The organism is Pseudomonas flexibilis (assembly GCF_000806415.1).
In the GTDB taxonomy this organism is placed as follows: Bacteria; Pseudomonadota; Gammaproteobacteria; order Pseudomonadales; family Pseudomonadaceae; genus Serpens; species Serpens flexibilis.
Genome location: NZ_JTAK01000005.1, coordinates 161,623 through 179,766 on the forward strand (window position 1 = coordinate 161,623; position 18,144 = coordinate 179,766).

The window sequence follows — 18,144 nt, forward strand, 5'->3', positions numbered from 1 at the left end:
AGAGTCGCCAGATGACGGTTGCGTTACAGCGCAGTGACAAGCGGCGCGGGTGCGAACCGGTTCGTATCAGGCGATTTCCAGCCAGATCGGCGCATGGTCGGACGGTTTTTCCATGCCGCGCAGGTCGTAGTCGACGCCGGCGTCCCGGAAGCGACTTTCCAGGGCCTTCGAGGCCAGGACCAGGTCTATGCGCAGGCCGCGACGCGGATCGTCCTCGAAGCCGCGACTGCGATAGTCGAACCAACTGAAACGGTCATGCACCTCGGGGTGCAGCTGCCGGAAGCTGTCTACCAGGCCCCACGCCTTCAGGCGCTCCATCCACTCGCGCTCCTCGGGCAGGAAGCTGCACTTGCCGGTGCGCAGCCAGCGTTTGGCATTCTCCGCGCCGATGCCGATATCGCAGTCCTGCGGCGAGATGTTGAAGTCGCCCATGACCACCAGCGGCTGGTCGGGGCGGTACTGTTCTTCGAGCAGTCGCTGCAGGTCGGCATAGAAGCGCGTCTTGGCGGGAAACTTCACAGGATGGTCGCGGTTCTCGCCCTGGGGGAAATAGCCGTTGAGCACATGGACGATCTGCCCGTCGGCCATCGCGAAGCTGCCGCCGATCAGGCGCCGCTGCGACTCCTCGCCGTCCCAGGGGAAGCCCTTGAAGACGGTCAGCGGTGCCTGACGCGACAGCAGGGCCACGCCGTAATGGCTCTTCTGCCCGTGGAAATGCACGTGGTAGCCCAGCGCCTGGACCGCCTCCAGCGGGAACTGCTCGTCGGACACCTTGGTCTCCTGCAAGCCGATCACATCGGGCTGATGCTTCTCGATCAGCGCCTCCAACTGGTGCGGTCGGGCGCGCAGGCCATTGATGTTGAACGAAACGAACTTCATGACGGCAGGCCCCGAGTGAAAAACGCGATGCTAGCCCAAGGGGCCTTCTGGCGGCCACCCGAGCCCGCTGCTAGGGTCGCAGCAGAACCGACCAAGGAGTGAGACCGCATGTCTGCCAGCCAAGCCGCCGAATCTGCCGAGGTCTGCCTGCTGGACAGCAGCTATGGCCCGGAAGCCGCCTCGTTGCTGTTCAGGGCGTACCGCAACGATCCGACCTTTCGCTGGCTGATGGACGCCAGCCGCCCTGGCTACGACCACCGGCTGCGCACCACGTTGCGCGAGCTGTTGCGCAATCACATCGCCGAGCACCGCCCGGCGCTGGGGCTGGTGCAGAACGACCGGCTGATCGGCATCGCCCTGGTCGCCCCGCCGGAGCGGCGGCTGGAAGTGACGGAAAGCTGGGGTTGGCGGCTGCGCATGCTGCTGGGCGCGGGGCGCCGGGCCACACGCCGCTATCTGGAATTCCATGAGGCGGTGATGGCCTGCGTGCCGACCGGCCCCCATCATCTGCTGCCACTGCTCGGGGTGCTGCCCGACTACCAGGGCCGCGGCTATGGCGAGCGGCTGCTGGCCGCGCTACATGACTGGTGCGCCCAGGACAGTCAGTCGCATGGCATCGTGCTGGATACCGGCAACCAGCAGTATCTGGAGTTCTACCGGCGCAACGGCTACCGGGAAATCGGCGAGGTGGCCGTCGGCCCGGTGCGAGAACATGTATTCTTCCACCCCAATCCCCAACCCCTGGCTGGCGTCTCCGGATAGCGCGCGGCTGATACCTTTCGCGGAGAAATCGAGCCTGTGGTCTTATGGTCCCCGATGAGGCGGCATGGAGCAGGATGGAGCCTGCTGCTGTACCTGCTGGCAGGACCCGCGCTGGCCGACCAGCTGCGCGTGCGCATCACCCCGCAGAACCCGGACCTCAAGGCGAACGTCGAGGGTTACATCGGCGAGCTGGATGGCAAGGACCGTGACGAACTGATGCGTCTGAGCCGCATTGCCGGCGCGCAGGCGCGCCAGGCCGCCGAAGCGCTGGGGTACTACCGTGCGCAGATTCGCACCGAGGTGAGCACCTCCGCGACGCCGCGCCTGACGGTACGCATCGACGCCGGCGAGCCGGTGCGCCTGCGCGATGTCACGGTGCGCATCGAAGGTCCCGCCGCCAGTCAGGCGGGTTTCCAAAAGCCCGATCTGGAGCGCCTGCGCCCGGGGCAGGTGCTCAACCACGGTGATTACGAGGCGGTGAAGGGCCGCATCGAAAGCCAGGCGGCGCGCTTCGGTTACTTTGCCGGACGCTTTGTGCAGCAGCGCATCCTGGTGGACCCGGTCGCGGGCCATGCGGACATCGAACTGATCTACCAGAGCGGCGAGCGTCATCGTTTCGGCGAAATCACCTTCACGGGCGAATACCCCTTCGAGGATCAGCTGCTGCGACGCATGCTGCCCTTCGAGCCGGGTACGCCCTACGACAGCGAACTGATCGCCGAGCTGCACCAGAATCTGCAGGGCAGCGGCTACTTCGAAAGCATCCGCGTGGACGCCGCGCCCAGCCTGGCGCAGGCCGGCGAGATCCCGGTGGAGGTGCGCCTGGATACCCGCAAGCCACGCACCTTCGGTGTGGGCCTGGGCTATTCCACGGACGTCGGCCCGCGGGGGCGCTTCGAGTGGACCCGCCATTGGCGCAATCCCCAAGGCCACAGCTATGGCATCGACACCGAGTGGTCCGCCCCGCGGCAGAACGTCGGGCTCTGGTATGACATGCCGGGCGACAAGCCGCTCACCGACAAGCTGCGCCTGGCGGGCGGCTACCAGTACGAGGAACTGGCCGATACCGATAGCCTGAGCAAGCTGATCACCGTCGGCCCGGAGTGGCACAGCCGGCGCCCCAACGGTTGGCAGCGCGTGCTGTCGCTCAAATGGCAGCATGAGGAATATCGGCTGGGTGATGATTCGGGCATCAGTACGCTGTTGATGCCCGGCATTGCCTACTCCTATCTCAAGAGCGACAACCGGCTCGACCCCAACCGCGGCTACCGGGTGCAGTTCGAGCTGGCCGGTGCCCAGGAAGGCCTGGGTTCGGATGCCAGTGTGGTGAGGGGCGAAGTCGGCCTGCGTGGCTTGATCACCCTGGCCGAGCGGCACCGCTTTCTCGGCCGGGTGCAGGTCGGCGGCACTGAAACCGACGACTACGCCTCGGTGCCGCCGTCGCTGCGCTTCTTCGCTGGCGGTGACCAGAGCGTGCGCGGCTACGACTACCAGAGCCTGTCGCCCACCAACTCCCGGGGCGACCGCGTCGGTGGCCGCTACATGCTGGCGGTCAGTGGCGAGTACCAGTTCGCCCTGACACCGACCTGGCGCCTGGCGACTTTCGCCGACCATGGCAACGCCTTCAATTCGCTGGAGATTCCCTCGCTGAAGAGCGGGGTGGGTTTCGGGGTGCGGTGGGTGTCGCCGGTCGGCCCGCTGCGTCTGGACCTGGCGCATCCGCTGGACGGCACGGGTGGCGTGCGCCTGCACTTCTCCATGGGGCCTGAGTTGTGAATCGCGTAGTCAAGGGGAGCCTGCTGGCTCTGCTGATCTGTCTGCTGTTGCTTGCCCTGGCGGTTGCCATGGTGCTGGGTACGACTGCCGGCAGTCGCTGGGTGCTGGGCCAGGTGCCAGGTCTGCAGGTTGAGGGCTTCGAGGGCCGTCTGGGCGGCAGCTGGCGGGCCAATCATGTGGAATGGCGGCAGGACGACCAGCACGTCACCCTGGTCGCACCTCGCCTGGACTGGTCGCTTCGCTGCCTGTTCCAGCTGCGCCTGTGCATCAAGCACCTCGGTGCCGAGGACGTGCAGCTGGTCTTCCCGCCGTCTGCCGAGGAAGCCCCACGCGAACCGCAGGCCGTTCAGCTACCGGAGCTGAACCTGCCCTTGCGCATCGAGCTGCGCCAGGCGGCCATCGGCAACCTGTCGCTCAACGGCAACGAGCTGCTGCATGACCTGCAGCTGAGCGCCAACTGGAACGAACAGGGCCTGCGCATCGAAACGCTGCGGGTGGCGCAGGGGGACGCATTGCGGCTGGTCGCTACGGGGCATGTCAAGCCGAGCGGCCAGTGGCCCGTACAGCTCAACGGCAACCTGATCCTGCCCGCGCCTGATGATCGTCCCTGGGCCCTGGCCCTGCAGGCAGAAGGCGAACTGCAGGGCAGGTTGCGCCTGGTCGTCGACAGCGGCGGCTACCTGCAGGGGCGCCTGGAGGGCAACGTCCAGCCGCTGCAACCCGATCTGCCCGCCAGTCTGCTGCTGACTGCCAGCGGCTTCAAGGCCAGTAGCGCGCTACCCGACACCCTGATGCTCAATCAGGTTCGCCTGCAGGCCGAAGGCGCGCTGGACGCCGGCTACCGCATCACGGGCGGCGCGCAGCTGCCCGCTGATGAGGGGCCGGTCGCCCTGGTGCTCAACGCTCTGGTGAGCGCCACGGGTGCGCAGATCAATCAAGTGCGCCTGCAGGCCGGCGGCGAGCAGTCCGTGCAACTGGAGGGCTCGCTCGACTGGAGCGAGGCGCTGAGCGCCGAAGCCCACCTGCAATGGCGGGATTTTCCCTGGCTGCGCCTGTATCCCATGGAGCCGCCGCCGGTGACGCTGCGGCGCCTGGACGCCGATCTCAGTTATCTGGATGGCAGTTACCTGGGTAACTTCAGCAGCGATCTCGACGGCCCGGCAGGGCCGTTCAGCCTGTCCAGCCCGGTGAGCGGCAACCTTGGTGAAGTGCACCTGCCATCCCTGCGCCTGGACGCCGGGCAGGGCAGCGCCGCGGGCCAGCTGAGCCTCGGATTTGCCGACGCCATCCGCTGGAATACGCGCCTGGTGCTTTCCGCGCTGAACCCTGCCTACTGGGTGGCCGAGCTGCCGGGGAATCTCGACGGCAGCCTGGTCAGCCAGGGGCAACTGCAGGACGGCCACCTCGAGGCCGAAGCTGATCTACAGCTCGACGGCGAGCTGCGCCGCCTGCCGACCACCCTGGCACTGCAGGGCCGGGTGGAGGGTGAGCGCTGGGTGCTGCCGCGCCTGGAGGTGCAACTGGGCGACAACCGTATTCAGGGCCGTGGCCTGCTGAGCAGCGAGCTGGCGGCCGAGCTGCAGCTGGCCCTGCCGCGTCTTGACCAGTTGTGGCCGGAGCTCAGGGGCGCCGTACAGGGCCGCCTTGACCTGAGCGGCACGCGGCAACAGCCACGGGGAGTGCTCAGCCTCGCCGGACGCCGCTTGGGTTACGGTGAAACGTTCGTCGACAGCCTGAATGTCCGCGGCAACCTGATCGAGCGCAACCAGACCCGCCTCGACCTCGTCGCTGAAGGCTTGCGCAGCGGTGACACCGACTGGGGGCGCCTGACGCTGACTGGAAACGGCGATCTGGATACCCAGGCAGTGGCGCTGCAACTGACCGGCGATGTGCTGGAGGCCAAACTGGGTCTGTCCGGGCGCCTGGCCCAGAGCGACGCGGGCTGGCACTGGCAGGGGCGGCTCGAGGAGGCGCAGCTGTCGGCACAGGAGCAACGCTGGCGGTTGCAGGCGCCTGCAACCCTGGAGCGTTTTGCGGACGGTCGCCTGGTGCTCGGGGCGCAATGCTGGCGTTCGGGCGCTGCCAGCCTGTGCGGGGAGGGCGAGCAGCGGCTGATGCCGGAGCCGAGCCTGCGCTACCAGTTGCGCGACTTCGACCTGGCCAGCCTGGCGCGCTGGCTGCCCGATGATTTCCAGTGGCAGGGCGAGCTGAACGGCTACCTGGAACTGGAGCTGCCGGAAGGCGGGCCGCGTGGCCAGGTCCGGCTGGATGCCGGGCAAGGGGTTCTGCGGCTTCGCGAAGAGGAGGAATGGGTCGATTTCCCCTATGAGGCACTGCGCCTGGACAGCATGCTGAGACCGGAGCAGGTGGATCTGCAGGCCCGCTTCAATGGGGGACAACTGGGCGAGTTGCAGCTTGAGGCCCGCATTGATCCGCGCGGGGAGGAAAAGCCGCTGGCGGGCACCTTCACCCTGCGAGGCCTGAACCTGGCGGTCGCCCGTCCCTTCGTGCCTCAGGTGGGGCAATTGGAGGGCCAGATCAACGGTAACGGGCGCCTGAGCGGGACGTTGCAAGCGCCGCAAGTGACCGGACAGCTGCGGCTCACCGAAGGTCTGGTGGCCGGGGGGGAGCTGCCGACCAGCCTGGAGAACCTCCAGGTGCTGGCAACCATCAGCGGCCAGCGCATGGATCTGGACGGTAACTGGCGCAGCGGTGCTCGCGGCTCAGGGCGGATCGCCGGCTGGCTGACCTGGCAGGACCGCCCCGCGGCGGACATCCGCCTATCCGGCACCCGTCTGTCGGTGGTGATGCCGCCGTACGCCGAACTGGAAGTGGAGCCGGACCTGCGCATCGCCCTCACCGCCCAGGGCCTGTCGCTCAGCGGGCGCCTTGCGGTGCCGCGTGGCGACATCACCATCCGCGAGCTGCCGCCCTCCACTGTGAAGGTCTCGCCGGATGTGGTGCTGGTCGGCGAGGAGCCCGCCGAGAAGGGCGAGGGCCTGCCGATGCGCATGGACATCACCGTGGTAGTCGGTCAGGAGGAGCTGAACTTCTCAGGCTTCGGCCTCACCGCCCAGGTGGCCGGCGATGTGCATATCGGCGACCAGTTGGATACCCGGGGCGAACTGGCCCTGACGCGGGGCCGTTACCGGGCCTATGGGCAACGCCTGACCATCCGACGGGCTCGCTTGCTGTTCGTCGGGCCCATCGACCAGCCGTTCCTGGATGTGGAGGCTATCCGCCGGGTCGATGACGTGGTGGCCGGCCTGCGTATCACCGGCAGCGCCGCGGCGCCCCGCGTCGAGGTCTTTTCCGAGCCGGCCATGGCGCAGGAGCAGGCGCTGTCCTATCTGGTACTGGGGCGCCCGCTGGGCAGCGGCGATGACGGTGCGGGTGACGGCGCCTTGCTGGCCCAGGCCGCCATCGGACTGGGCCTTGCCGGCAGCGCCGGTATCACCGGCAACATCGCGCGCCAGTTGGGCATCAAGGATTTTCTGCTGGAAACCGAGGGCAGTGGCGCCCAGACAAGCGTGGTGGCCAGCGGGCGCCTGTCCGACCGCCTGACCCTCAGCTACGGTGTCGGCGTGTTCGATTCCGTGAACACCCTGTCCCTGCGCTATCGTCTCAGCCGCCGGGTTTTCCTGGAGGCGGCCAGTGGATTGGCCAGCTCCCTCGACATCTTCTACCGGCGGGATTTTTGATGGATTGATGGCTAAACGACACGAAAATTCTTGCCGATTGCCGACATTCGCACGATTCTTCCCCGGTCGAAAAAGAAGGATAACGCTATGGAAGCGATACAGAACCTGGTCAATCAATTGAACGGCCTTGTCTGGGGTCCGCCGATGCTGGTGCTGATTCTGGGCACAGGCTTCTTCCTGATGCTGTACCTGCGCTTCATGCCGCTGCGGCAGATCGGCCCCGGTTTCCGACTGATGTGGCAGGGGCGGGCGAAGGGCGAGGAGGGCACTGGCGAGATCAGCCCGTTCCAGGCGCTGATGACCACCCTGGCGGCGACCGTGGGTACCGGCAACATCGCCGGTGTGGCCACCGCGATCTTCCTGGGCGGCCCCGGTGCGTTGTTCTGGATGTGGATGACCGCGCTGGTGGGTATGGCCACCAAGTACTGCGAAGTGGTACTGGCTGTGCATTACCGCGAGAAGGACGCACGGGGCGAGCACGTTGGCGGCCCCATGTATGCGATCCGCAATGGCCTGGGCCGCAAGTGGGCCTGGCTGGGCGGGGCCTTCGCGCTGTTCGGCGGACTGGCCGGTTTCGGTATCGGCAACATGGTGCAGGTCAACAGCATGGCGCACGCGCTGGAAACCACGTTCAGCGTGCCCCTGTGGGTGACCGGCCTGGCTGCCATGCTGCTGACCGGCCTGGTGATCCTCGGCGGCATCCGTCGCATCGGTATGGTGGCGGCAGCCCTGGTACCGTTCATGTGCGTGGCCTATGTGCTGGCCGCGCTGGTGGTGCTGATCGTCAACCTGGACGCCATCCCGGCCGCCTTCGCCCTGATCATCGAGCATGCCTTCAGCCCCATCGCCGCTACCGGCGGCTTTGCCGGCGCAGCCGTCATGGCAGCTATCCGCTATGGCGTGGCACGCGGGATCTTCTCCAACGAGGCCGGCCTCGGTACCGCGGGCATCGCCCAGGCGGCAGGCACCACCGACAACGCGGTGCGCTCCGGCCTGATCGGCATGCTGGGCACGTTCATCGACACCATCATCGTCTGCTCGATGACCGGCCTGGCCATCATCTGCTCCGGCGTATGGACCAGCGGGGTGAGCGGGGCGGCGCTGTCCGCTGCGGCCTTCGAGTCGGCGATGCCGGGTTTCGGCGGCGCGCTGCTGACCCTGGCGCTGGTCACCTTCGCCTACACCACTATCCTGGGCTGGAGCTTCTACGGCGAGAAATGCTGGGAGTTCATGATGGGCACGCGCGCCATCTGGCCGTTCCGGGTGATCTGGGTGCTGGCGGTGCCGATCGGCGCGCTGACCCAGTTGGACTTCACCTGGCTAGTAGCCGATACCCTTAATGGGCTGATGGCCATTCCCAACCTGGTCGCGCTGCTGCTACTGAGCCCGGTAGTGGTGCGCCTGACCCGTGAGTATTTCGCCAAGCAGGCAGCCGTCCGGGTGTGATCCGGGCGCTGCCATGCTTAAATTGCCAGCCTGGTAATCCCCCAATCCCACCAGAAGGATCAAGCAAATGGCTCAAGTGACCATGCGTGGCAACCCCATCGAGATTTCCGGCAACCTGCCGCAGCCCGGTCAGCAGGCGCCGGCGTTCAGCCTGGTCGGTACTGACCTGGCCGACGTCACCCTGGCCAGCTTCGCCGGCAAGCGCAAGGTGCTGAACATCTTCCCGAGCATCGACACGCCGACCTGTGCCACCTCGGTGCGCAAGTTCAACACCGAGGCTTCCAGCCTGCAGAACACCGTGGTGCTGTGCATTTCCGCCGACCTGCCGTTCGCCCAGAAGCGTTTTTGCGGTGCCGAAGGCATCCAGAACGTGGTCAGCCTGTCCACGATGCGCGGTCGTGAGTTCCTGCAGGACTATGGCGTCGCCATCGCCAATGGTCCGATGGTCGGCCTGACTGCCCGTGCCGTGGTGGTGCTGGACGAGCAGGACAAGGTCCTGCACAGCGAGCTGGTTCCGGAAATCGGCCAGGAGCCCGACTACCAGGCCGCGCTGGCGGTACTGCGCTGAGTCACCCGCGCCCCGCTTGGTCGGGGCGCTTTTTTCCCTCGATTCACCCCTCCTTACAATTCCCCGCGCCCGCCGCAGGTAAAACTGCGGTAAAGAGCCTTTGCAGGCGCTTGCTCAATCCTTATCGTGCGGCCATTCGATTTGTCCCAGGCGCAATCCGTCATGTCCGAGTCTCCTTCCACCCTGTCGCGCAACCTCCGCCGTGGCGGGCTGCTGGTGTTGCTGGTTCTGCTCGTGCTGCTGGCCTGGTGGTTGTGGCCCGCCGGCAAGGCCCCGAGCGGTGCGGGTGGACTGGGTGGCCCCGGCGCCGGCCCGGCACGCTTCGGTTTCGGCGGCCCGGTGCCAGTACGCGTCGCGCCGGTGACCCGGGGTGACTTCCCCATCGAGCTGCGCGCGCTGGGCACGGTCACCGCGTACAACACCGCGAACGTACGGACGCGGGTGGGCGGTGAGCTGGTCAAGGTGTTGTTCGAAGAAGGCCAACGCGTCAAGGCCGGCGATCTGCTGGCGGTGATCGATCCGCGTCCCTACGAGACGGCGCTGCGCCTGGCCGAAGGTCAGCTGCAGCAGACCCGCGCCCAGCTGAAGAATGCCGAGATCGACCTGGCCCGTTATGAGGGCCTGTACCAGGAAGACTCTATCGCCCGCCAGACCCTGGACACCCAGCAGGCGCTGGTCGCCCAGTACCAGGGACAGCTCAAGGTTCAGCAGGCCAGCGTCGAGGAAGCCCGCCTGAACCTGGACTTCACCCAGATCCGCGCGCCGATTTCCGGACGCCTCGGCCTGCGCCAGGTGGATCTGGGCAACCTGCTGACCAGCAATGACAGCACCGTGCTGGTCAGCATCACCCAGACCGAGCCCATCGCGGTCAGCTTCACCCTGCCGGAGGGCGAGCTGCCCCCGGTGCTGGAGCAACTGCGTGCCGGGCGAACGCTGAACGTCGAAGCCTGGGACCGCGCCGAGCGCGAGGTATTGGCGCAAGGGCAACTGGCAAGCCTCGACAACCAGATCGACACGGCCACCGGCACCCTGCGTCTCAAGGCCCGCTTCGCCAATGCCGACCAGCGCCTGTTTCCCAACCAGTTCGTCAATGTGCGCCTGCGGGTCAGCACCCGCCAACAGGCTCTGCTGATTCCCGCCGCAGCGCTGCAATACGGTTCGCGCGGCACCTTCGTCTATGTAGTGGGCGAGGGCGACACCGTCGAGCTGCGCCAGGTCACCGCAGGGCCCAGCAGTGGTGAGCTGACGCTCATCGAGGCCGGGGTGCAGCCCGGCGAGCGCCTGGTGCTGGAAGGCACCGACCGCCTGCGCGACGGTTCGCCCGTGCAGGTGATCGAGAGCTTGCCGGCGGCCACCGCCAAGCGCGACGCATGAACATCTCGCGGCCCTTCATCCTGCGTCCGGTGGCCACCACCTTGCTGATGGTGGCCATCTTCCTCAGTGGACTGATCGCCTACCGGCTGCTGCCGGTTTCCGCGCTGCCCGAGGTGGACTACCCGACCATCCGCGTCATGACGCTGTATCCGGGCGCTAGCCCGGAGGTGATGACCCGTGCGGTGACTGCGCCGCTGGAGCGCCAGTTCGGCCAGATGCCCGGCCTGGAGCAGATGTCCTCGACCAGCTCAGGCGGCGCCTCTGTAATTACCCTGCGCTTCAGCCTGGACGTCGAACTGGATGTCGCTGAACAGGAAGTGCAGGCCGCCATCAACGCGGCCAGCAACCTGCTGCCCAACGACCTGCCGTCCCCGCCGGTGTACAACAAGGTCAACCCGGCGGACACCCCGGTGATGACCCTGGCCATCACCTCGCCCAGTATGCCGCTATACCGGGTGCATGACTTGGTGGACACCCGCATGGCGCAAAAACTGGCGCAGATCAGCGGTGTCGGCCTCGTCAGCCTGGCCGGCGGCCAGCGGCCGGCGGTGCGTATCCGGGTCAATCCCGAGGCGCTGGCCGCCTACGGGCTGAACCTCGCCGATGTGCGCGCGCTGATCGGTGCCTCCAACGTCAACCAGCCCAAGGGCAACTTCGACGGCCCGACCCGCGTGTCGCAGCTGGATGCCAACGACCAGCTGCGCTCCGCCGAGGAATACGCCGAGCTGATCCTCAGCTACCAGAACGGCGCCGCCCTGCGCCTGAAGGACGTGGCCAGCATCGTCAACGGCGCCGAGAACGAACGCCTGGCCGCCTGGGCCAACCGCAATGGCGCGGTGCTGCTTAACATCCAGCGCCAACCGGGTGCCAACGTCATCGAGGTGGTCGACCGCATCCAGCAGTTGCTGCCGCAGATCAGCGCCAGCCTGCCGGCCAACCTGGACGTGACGGTGCTCACCGACCGCACCCAGACCATTCGCGCCGCCGTCAGCCACGTGCAGTTCGAGCTGCTGTTGGCGGTGTGCCTGGTGGTGCTGGTCACCTTCCTGTTCCTGCGTCGGCTGGCGGCCACGGTGATACCCTCCATCGCCGTGCCCTTGTCGCTGATCGGCACCTTCGCGGTCATGTACCTGGCGGGGTTCTCCATCAACAACCTGACCCTGATGGCGCTGACCGTGGCGGCGGGCTTCGTGGTGGATGACGCCATCGTCATGCTGGAGAACATCGCCCGCCATCTGGAGGAGGGCGAAACACCGCTGCAGGCCGCGCTCAAGGGTGCGAAACAGATCGGCTTCACGCTGATCTCGCTGACCTTCTCGCTGATCGCCGTGCTGATTCCCCTGCTGTTCATGGAAGACGTGGTGGGACGTCTGTTCCGCGAGTTCGCCATCACCCTGGCGGTGGCCATCCTGATTTCGCTGGTGGTATCGCTGACCCTCACGCCCATGATGTGTGCGCGTTTCCTGCGCCAGGAGCGCGAGGACGACCAGGGGCGCTTCTACCGCGCCGCCGGCGACGTCATCGACCGCATGATCGCCGCCTACGACCGAGGCCTGCACTGGGTGCTGCGTCATCAGCCGCTGACCCTGCTGGTGGCCGTCGCCACCCTGGGCCTGACCGTGCTGCTGTATCTGGTGGTGCCCAAGGGCTTCTTCCCGGTGCAGGACACCGGCCTGATCCAGGGCATTTCCGAGGCGCCGCAGAGCATTTCCTTCCAGGCCATGAGCGAGCGCCAGCAGCGCCTGACCGAGGTGATCCTGCGGGACCCGGCAGTGGCCGGCCTGTCCTCGTACATCGGCGTGGATGGCGACAATCCGACCCTGAACAGCGGCCGCCTGCTGATCAACCTCATCCCGCATACCGAACGCAACGTGACCGCCAGCGACGTGATCGAGCGCCTGCGCCCGCAGCTGGCGGCGATTCCCGGCATCGAGCTGTACCTGCAGCCGGTGCAGGACCTGACCATCGAAGACCGGGTCAGTCGCACCCAGTTCCAGTTCAGCCTGGAATCGCCGGATGACGCGCTGCTGGAGGAGTGGACACCGCGCCTGGTCGAGGCCCTGCGCGCGCGCCCGGAGCTGAGCGATGTGGCCAGCGACCTGCAGAATCGGGGGCTGCAGCTGTTCCTGGACATCGACCGGGATGTCGCAGCACGCCTGGGCATCAGTGTCGCGGACATCACCGATGCGCTGTACGACGCCTTCGGCCAGCGGCAGATCTCCACCATCTACACCCAGGCCAGCCAGTACCGCGTGGTGCTGGAAACCGCCGGCGCCGACCGCCTGGGGCCCCAGGCGCTGCGCCAGGTGCACCTGGCCACCCGCGACGGCGGCCAGGTGCCGCTGTCGGCGCTGGTGCGCCTCGAAGAGCGGGCCACGCCGCTGCTCATCAACCACATCGGCCAGTTCCCGGCGGTGACCCTGTCCTTCAACCTGGCCCCGGGCGTGTCCCTGGGCGAAGCGGTGGCGGTGATCGAGCAGGCCGAACAGGACATCGGTCTGCCGGCCGGCATCGTTCGCCAGTTCCAGGGCGCCGCGCAGGCCTTCCGCGCCTCGCTGTCCAGCACGCTGCTGCTGATCCTGGCGGCCATCGTGACCATGTACATCGTGCTCGGCGTGCTCTACGAGAGCTACATCCACCCGATCACCATCCTCTCCACGCTGCCGTCGGCGGCGGTCGGCGCGCTGCTGGCGTTGCTGCTCACCGGCAACGACCTGGGGCTGATCGCCATCATCGGCATCATCCTGCTGATCGGCATCGTCAAGAAGAACGCCATCATGATGATCGACTTCGCGCTGGAGGCGGAGCGCAATCAGGGCATGGCCCCGCAGGCCGCCATCCACCAGGCGGCGCTGCTGCGCTTCCGGCCGATCCTGATGACCACGCTGGCCGCGCTGTTCGGCGCCATTCCGCTGATGTTCGCCACCGGCTCGGGCGCGGAGCTGCGCCAGCCGCTGGGCCTGGTGCTGGTCGGCGGCCTGCTGCTCAGCCAGTTGCTGACCCTGTTCACCACGCCGGTGATCTACCTGTACTTCGACCGCCTGAGCCGGCGCCTCACCGGGCGTAGCGCGGCGGGAGTCGCCGCGGACGGCGCCCGGTCATGAACCTCTCGGCGCCGTTCATCGTCCGACCGGTGGCCACGCTGCTGATCAGCCTGGCTATCCTGCTGGTCGGCGCGCTGAGCTTCGGCCTGCTGCCGGTGTCGCCGCTGCCGAACATGGATTTCCCGGCCATTACCGTGCAGGCCAGCCTGCCGGGCGCCAGTCCGCAGATCATGGCGTCCACCGTGGCCACGCCGCTGGAGCGGGCGCTGGGCGGCATCGCCGGCATCAACGAGATGACCAGCCGCAGCAGTCAGGGCAACACCCGCATCATCCTGGTGTTCGACCTGGACCGCGACATCAACGCCGCCGCCCGCGAGGTGCAGGCGGCCATCAACGAGGCGCGGCCGCTGCTGCCCAGCGGCATGCGCAGCATGCCCACCTACAACAAGATCAACCCCGCCCAGGCGCCGATCATGGTGCTGTCGCTCACCTCACCGGTGCTGGGGCAGGGCGAGCTGTACGACATCGCCAGCTCCATCGTCGGCCAGAAGCTCTCCCAGGTGCCTGGGGTGGGCGAAGTGCAGGTCGGCGGCAGCTCGCTGCCGGCGGTGCGCATCGAGCTGCAGCCCCGGCTGCTGGACCAGTACGGCGTGGCGCTGGACGAGGTGCGCCGGGCCATCGCCGACGCCAATCAGCAGCGCCCCAAGGGCGCCGTCGCGGACGACCGGCGCCACTGGCAGATCCAGGCCAACGACCAGCTGCGCACGGCCGCCGAGTACATCCCCCTGATCATCCGCTACCAGGACGGCGCGGCGATCCGCCTGGGCGACGTGGCCAGCGTGCGCGACGCGGTGGAAGACCGCTACAACAGCGGCTTCTACAACGACCAGGAAGCCGTGCTGGTGGTGATCAACCGCCAGGCCGGTGCCAACATCCTGGAGACGATCGAGGCCATCAACGCCCAGTTGCCGGCGCTGCGTGCGGTGATTCCCGCCAGCCTCGAGCTGGACGTGGCGATGGAACGTTCGTCGGTGATCCGCGCCACCCTGCGCGAGGCCGAACGCACCCTGCTGATCGCCGTGGGACTGGTCATCCTGGTGGTGTTCGCCTTCCTCGGCCACTGGCGGGCGGCGCTGATTCCGGCACTGGCGGTGCCGGTGTCGCTGATCGGCACCTTCGCGGCCATGTACCTGTGGGGCTTTTCGCTGAACAACCTGTCGCTGATGGCACTGATCGTCGCCACCGGCCTGGTGGTCGACGACGCCATCGTGGTGCTGGAGAACATCGCCCGGCATATCGAGAACGGCGAAAAGCCGCTGGCGGCGGCACTGAAGGGGGCGAAGGAGGTGGGCTTCACGCTGCTGTCGATGAACCTCTCGCTGGTCGCGGTATTCATCTCCATCCTGTTCATGGGCGGCATCGTCGAGCGGCTGTTCCGCGAGTTCTCGCTGACCCTGGCGGCGGCCATCCTGATTTCCCTGCTGGTCTCGGTGACCCTCACGCCGATGCTCTGCGCGCGCTGGCTCAAGGCCGAGACATCCCGCGAGCCGGGGCGCCTGCAACGTGCCGGCAAGCACCTGCAGGGCAGGGTGCTTGCCGGCTATGCGCGCAGCCTGGACTGGGCGTTGCGCCACACCCGTCTGATGCTGCTCCTGCTGCTGGGCACCATCGCCCTGAACGTCTATCTCTACGTGGCAGTGCCCAAGACCTTCCTGCCGCAGCAGGACACCGGCCTGCTGATGGGCATGATCCGCGGTGATGACGGCCTGTCCTTCCAGGTGATGCAGCCGAAGATGGAACAGTTTCGCCAGGCGGTGCTGACCGACCCGGCGGTGGAAAGCGTGGCCGGCTTCATCGGTGGCAGTGGCGGTATCAACAACGCCTTCATGATGGTGCGCCTCAAGCCGCTGGCCGAACGGCGCATCGGCGCGCAGGCGGTAGTCGATCGGCTGCGTCGCGAGCTGCCGAAGATTCCCGGCGCGCGGCTGTTCATGATGGTCAACCAGGACCTGCAGATCGGCGGCCGCCAGCGCAGCACGGAAAACGAATTCGTGCTGCTGGCCAGCGACCTCGACGACCTGCGCATCTGGCTGCCCAGGGTGCGCGAGGCGCTGCGTGCCTTGCCGCAGCTCACCGATATTGACGCCAGCGAGGGCGAGGGCGCCCAGCAGATCACCCTGCAGGTGGATCGCGAAACCGCCAAGCGCCTGGGCGTGGACATGGCCATGGTGACCAGCGTGCTGAACAACGCCTTCAGCCAGCGGCAGATTTCCACCATCTACGACACTCTCAACCAGTACAGCGTGGTGATGGAGATCGATCCGCGCCATGCCCAGCACCCCGAGGCCCTGGACCGGGTGCAGGTGATCGCCGCCGATGGCAGCCGCGTGCCGCTGTCCGCTTTTTCGCGCTGGGAGCGCAGCCTGGAAGAGGACCGCGTCAGTCACCAGAGCCAGTTCGCCGCGGAGAGCATCGGCTACTCGGTGGCGCCGGGTTACAGCGCCGATCAGGCCGTGGCGGCGATCAACGAGGCGGTGGCGCGGGTTGGCCTGCCCACCGAGGTGCAGGGGCTGATCGGTGGCACCGGCGGCATGCTGCAGCAGACCCAGCAGGGCCAGCCACTGATGATTCTCGGCGCGCTGGTGATCGTCTACATCGTGCTGGGAGTGCTCTACGAGAGCTATGTCCATCCGCTGACCATCCTCTCCACGCTGCCCTCAGCGGGCGTCGGTGCTCTGCTCGCCATCCAGCTCACCGGCGGCCAGTTCAGCCTGATCTCGCTGCTCGGCCTGTTCCTGCTGATCGGCATCGTCAAGAAGAACGCCATCCTGATGATCGACCTGGCCCTGCAGCTGGAGCGCGAGGGACGCGAGTCGCTGGCCGCTATCCGCGAGGCCTGCCTGCTGCGCTTCCGGCCGATCCTGATGACCACCCTGGCGGCGATTCTCGGCGCGCTGCCGCTGCTGCTGGACAGCAGCGAAGGCGGCGAGATGCGCCAGCCGCTGGGCCTGGCCATCGTCGGCGGACTGCTGCTCAGCCAGTTGCTTACCCTGTACACCACGCCGGTGGTGTACCTGTATTTCGACCGCCTGCGCCAGCGCTTCGGCCGCCGGCGCGTGCACACCGCAGTGGATGCCGCCTGATGAACGCTTCCTTTCGACTTCTGACCCTCGCCCTGCTGACCAGCAGCCTTAGCGCCTGTGCCCTGGGTCCCGATTACCAGCGTCCCGAACTGGACGTACCCGAGCAGTACCGCCAGGTGCAGGGCTGGAAGCCGGCAGCCCCCGCCGATGCCTTGGAGCGCGGTGCCTGGTGGTCGCTGTACGACGACTGGGAGCTGGATGCGCTGGTCGAGCGCCTGAACGTGTCCAACCAGAATTTGGCGGCTGCCGAGGCGCAGTATCGTCAGGCGCGCGCACTGGTACGCGGCGCGCGCGCAGCCTTCTATCCGACCGTCAGCGCCGGCGTCGAGGTCGGGCGCAGCTCCATCGGGTCGGGCTCCCAGCAAGGCGTGACGTCAGATAGTCGACGGGATTCCTACGATGCCAATCTGGGCCTGAACTGGCAGTTGGACCTGTGGGGCCGGCTGCGCCGCACCCTGGAGTCGGAACGCGCCAGCGCCCAGGCCAGCCAGGCGGACCTGGCCGCCGCGCGGCTCAGCCTGCAGACCGAACTGGTGCAGAACTACCTGCAGTTGCGCGTGCTTGATGAGCAGCGCCGCCTGCTGGAAGCCACGCTGGAGGCCTACCAGCGATCGCTGAGCCTGACCGAAAACCAGTACCGTGCCGGCATCGTGCCGAAATCCGACGTCAGCCAGGCGCTGACCCAGCTGAAAAGCACCCAGGCCCAGGCCGTCGATCTGGAATGGCAGCGCGCCCAGCTGGAGCATGCGATCGCCGTGCTGATCGGTCTGCCGCCCGCCGGCTTCTCGATTGTCGCTCGCACCGGGCTCCCCGCATTGCCGAATATTCCGCCGGCGCTGCCGTCACAGCTGCTGGAACGTCGCCCGGACGTGGCCTCGGCCGAGCGCAGCGTGATGGCAGCCAACGCCGGCATCGGCGTGGCCAAGACCGCCTGGTTCCCCGATCTCAGCCTGTCCGCGCTGGGCGGTTACCGCAGCAGCAGCTTTGCCGACTGGATCAGTCTGCCGAATCGCTACTGGTCCCTGGGACCGGCGTTGGCCCTGGAGCTGTTCGATGGCGGTGCCCGGCGCGCCGAGCTGGAACGGGCCGAGGCGGCCTACGACCAGACGGTGGCCCAGTACCGGCAGACGGTGCTGGATGCCTTTCGGGAGGTGGAGGACGCCCTGGTCGAGTTGAGTGTGCTGGAGCGCGAGCAGCAGTTGCAGCAAGAAGCCGTGGCTGCCGCGCGCGAATCCTTGCGTCTGATTGGGAACCAGTACCGGGCCGGCACCGTAGACTTCAACAGTGTGGTAATCGTGCAGGCGGCTGCGCTGAACAACGAGCGCAGCGCATTGAGCCTGCTGGGCAACCGCCTGCGTGCGAGCGTACAGCTGATCGCCGCGCTGGGTGGTGGTTGGGAAAGTGGGGAACTGAGCGACCCCGAGCGGCCTTGAAAGCGGCGAAGTAGGGGG

Annotated in this window: 10 protein-coding genes; 9 read left to right on the plus strand and 1 reads right to left on the minus strand. The window is 67.2% G+C overall.

Annotated elements, in window-relative coordinates:
- Nucleotides 1-66: 66 nt before the first annotated feature.
- The gene (gene xthA / locus PT85_RS13010; RefSeq protein WP_027591337.1) at nt 67-879 is read right to left on the minus strand and encodes an exodeoxyribonuclease III; all 813 of its coding nucleotides are present in this window, start codon (nt 877-879) and stop codon (nt 67-69) included.
- Between the two features lie 108 nt (nt 880-987).
- On the opposite strand from xthA, the gene PT85_RS13015 reads away from it, so the two are divergent.
- The 9 genes from PT85_RS13015 to PT85_RS13055 all read left to right on the plus strand — a co-directional run bounded on the left by PT85_RS13015 (nt 988) and on the right by PT85_RS13055 (nt 18,126).
- On the plus strand, nt 988-1,641 hold the full coding sequence (locus tag PT85_RS13015) for a GNAT family N-acetyltransferase (protein ID WP_039606863.1): 654 nt from the start codon (nt 988-990) through the stop codon (nt 1,639-1,641).
- Nucleotides 1,642-1,695: 54 nt separating this feature from the next.
- Entirely contained in the window at nt 1,696-3,417 is a 1,722-nt protein-coding gene (locus PT85_RS13020; RefSeq protein WP_039606864.1) for an autotransporter assembly complex protein TamA, read from the plus strand.
- A complete protein-coding gene (locus PT85_RS13025; RefSeq protein WP_039606865.1) occupies nt 3,414-7,118 on the plus strand; it encodes a translocation/assembly module TamB domain-containing protein in 3,705 nt (1,234 codons plus the stop codon). Before PT85_RS13020 ends, PT85_RS13025 begins: the two co-directional genes overlap by 4 nt.
- 87 nt (nt 7,119-7,205) lie before the next feature.
- Complete coding sequence (locus PT85_RS13030; protein ID WP_039606866.1) at nt 7,206-8,564, plus strand: alanine/glycine:cation symporter family protein; 1,359 nt, start codon at nt 7,206-7,208, stop codon at nt 8,562-8,564.
- 67 nt (nt 8,565-8,631) lie between these two features.
- Complete coding sequence (gene tpx, locus PT85_RS13035) at nt 8,632-9,132, plus strand: thiol peroxidase (RefSeq protein ID WP_027591342.1); 501 nt, start codon at nt 8,632-8,634, stop codon at nt 9,130-9,132.
- 162 nt (nt 9,133-9,294) lie between these two features.
- Complete coding sequence (locus tag PT85_RS13040; protein WP_052237677.1) at nt 9,295-10,506, plus strand: MdtA/MuxA family multidrug efflux RND transporter periplasmic adaptor subunit; 1,212 nt, start codon at nt 9,295-9,297, stop codon at nt 10,504-10,506.
- Nucleotides 10,503-13,610 carry an MdtB/MuxB family multidrug efflux RND transporter permease subunit gene (locus tag PT85_RS13045; RefSeq protein WP_039606867.1) on the plus strand — a complete coding sequence of 1,036 codons (3,108 nt, stop codon included), beginning with the start codon at nt 10,503-10,505 and terminating at the stop codon, nt 13,608-13,610. Before PT85_RS13040 ends, PT85_RS13045 begins: the two co-directional genes overlap by 4 nt.
- Nucleotides 13,607-16,693: an efflux RND transporter permease subunit gene (locus PT85_RS13050; protein ID WP_039606868.1), complete on the plus strand. Its 3,087-nt coding sequence runs from the start codon at nt 13,607-13,609 to the stop codon at nt 16,691-16,693. The genes PT85_RS13045 and PT85_RS13050 overlap by 4 nt, the downstream gene beginning before the upstream one ends.
- Nucleotides 16,693-18,126: an efflux transporter outer membrane subunit gene (locus PT85_RS13055; protein ID WP_039606869.1), complete on the plus strand. Its 1,434-nt coding sequence runs from the start codon at nt 16,693-16,695 to the stop codon at nt 18,124-18,126. The genes PT85_RS13050 and PT85_RS13055 overlap by 1 nt, the downstream gene beginning before the upstream one ends.
- Nucleotides 18,127-18,144 lie beyond the last annotated feature (18 nt).

Excerpts from the sequence above, each read along its gene's own strand:
- xthA (WP_027591337.1), bottom strand. The coding sequence starts at position 879 with ATGAAGTTCGTTTCGTTCAACATCAATGGCCTGCGCGCCCGACCGCAC.
- PT85_RS13015 (WP_039606863.1), top strand. The coding sequence starts at position 988 with ATGTCTGCCAGCCAAGCCGCCGAATCTGCCGAGGTCTGCCTGCTGGAC.
- PT85_RS13020 (WP_039606864.1), top strand. The coding sequence starts at position 1,696 with ATGAGGCGGCATGGAGCAGGATGGAGCCTGCTGCTGTACCTGCTGGCA.
- PT85_RS13030 (WP_039606866.1), top strand. The coding sequence starts at position 7,206 with ATGGAAGCGATACAGAACCTGGTCAATCAATTGAACGGCCTTGTCTGG.
- tpx (WP_027591342.1), top strand. The coding sequence starts at position 8,632 with ATGGCTCAAGTGACCATGCGTGGCAACCCCATCGAGATTTCCGGCAAC.
- PT85_RS13040 (WP_052237677.1), top strand. The coding sequence starts at position 9,295 with ATGTCCGAGTCTCCTTCCACCCTGTCGCGCAACCTCCGCCGTGGCGGG.
- PT85_RS13045 (WP_039606867.1), top strand. The coding sequence starts at position 10,503 with ATGAACATCTCGCGGCCCTTCATCCTGCGTCCGGTGGCCACCACCTTG.
- PT85_RS13050 (WP_039606868.1), top strand. The coding sequence starts at position 13,607 with ATGAACCTCTCGGCGCCGTTCATCGTCCGACCGGTGGCCACGCTGCTG.
- PT85_RS13055 (WP_039606869.1), top strand. The coding sequence starts at position 16,693 with ATGAACGCTTCCTTTCGACTTCTGACCCTCGCCCTGCTGACCAGCAGC.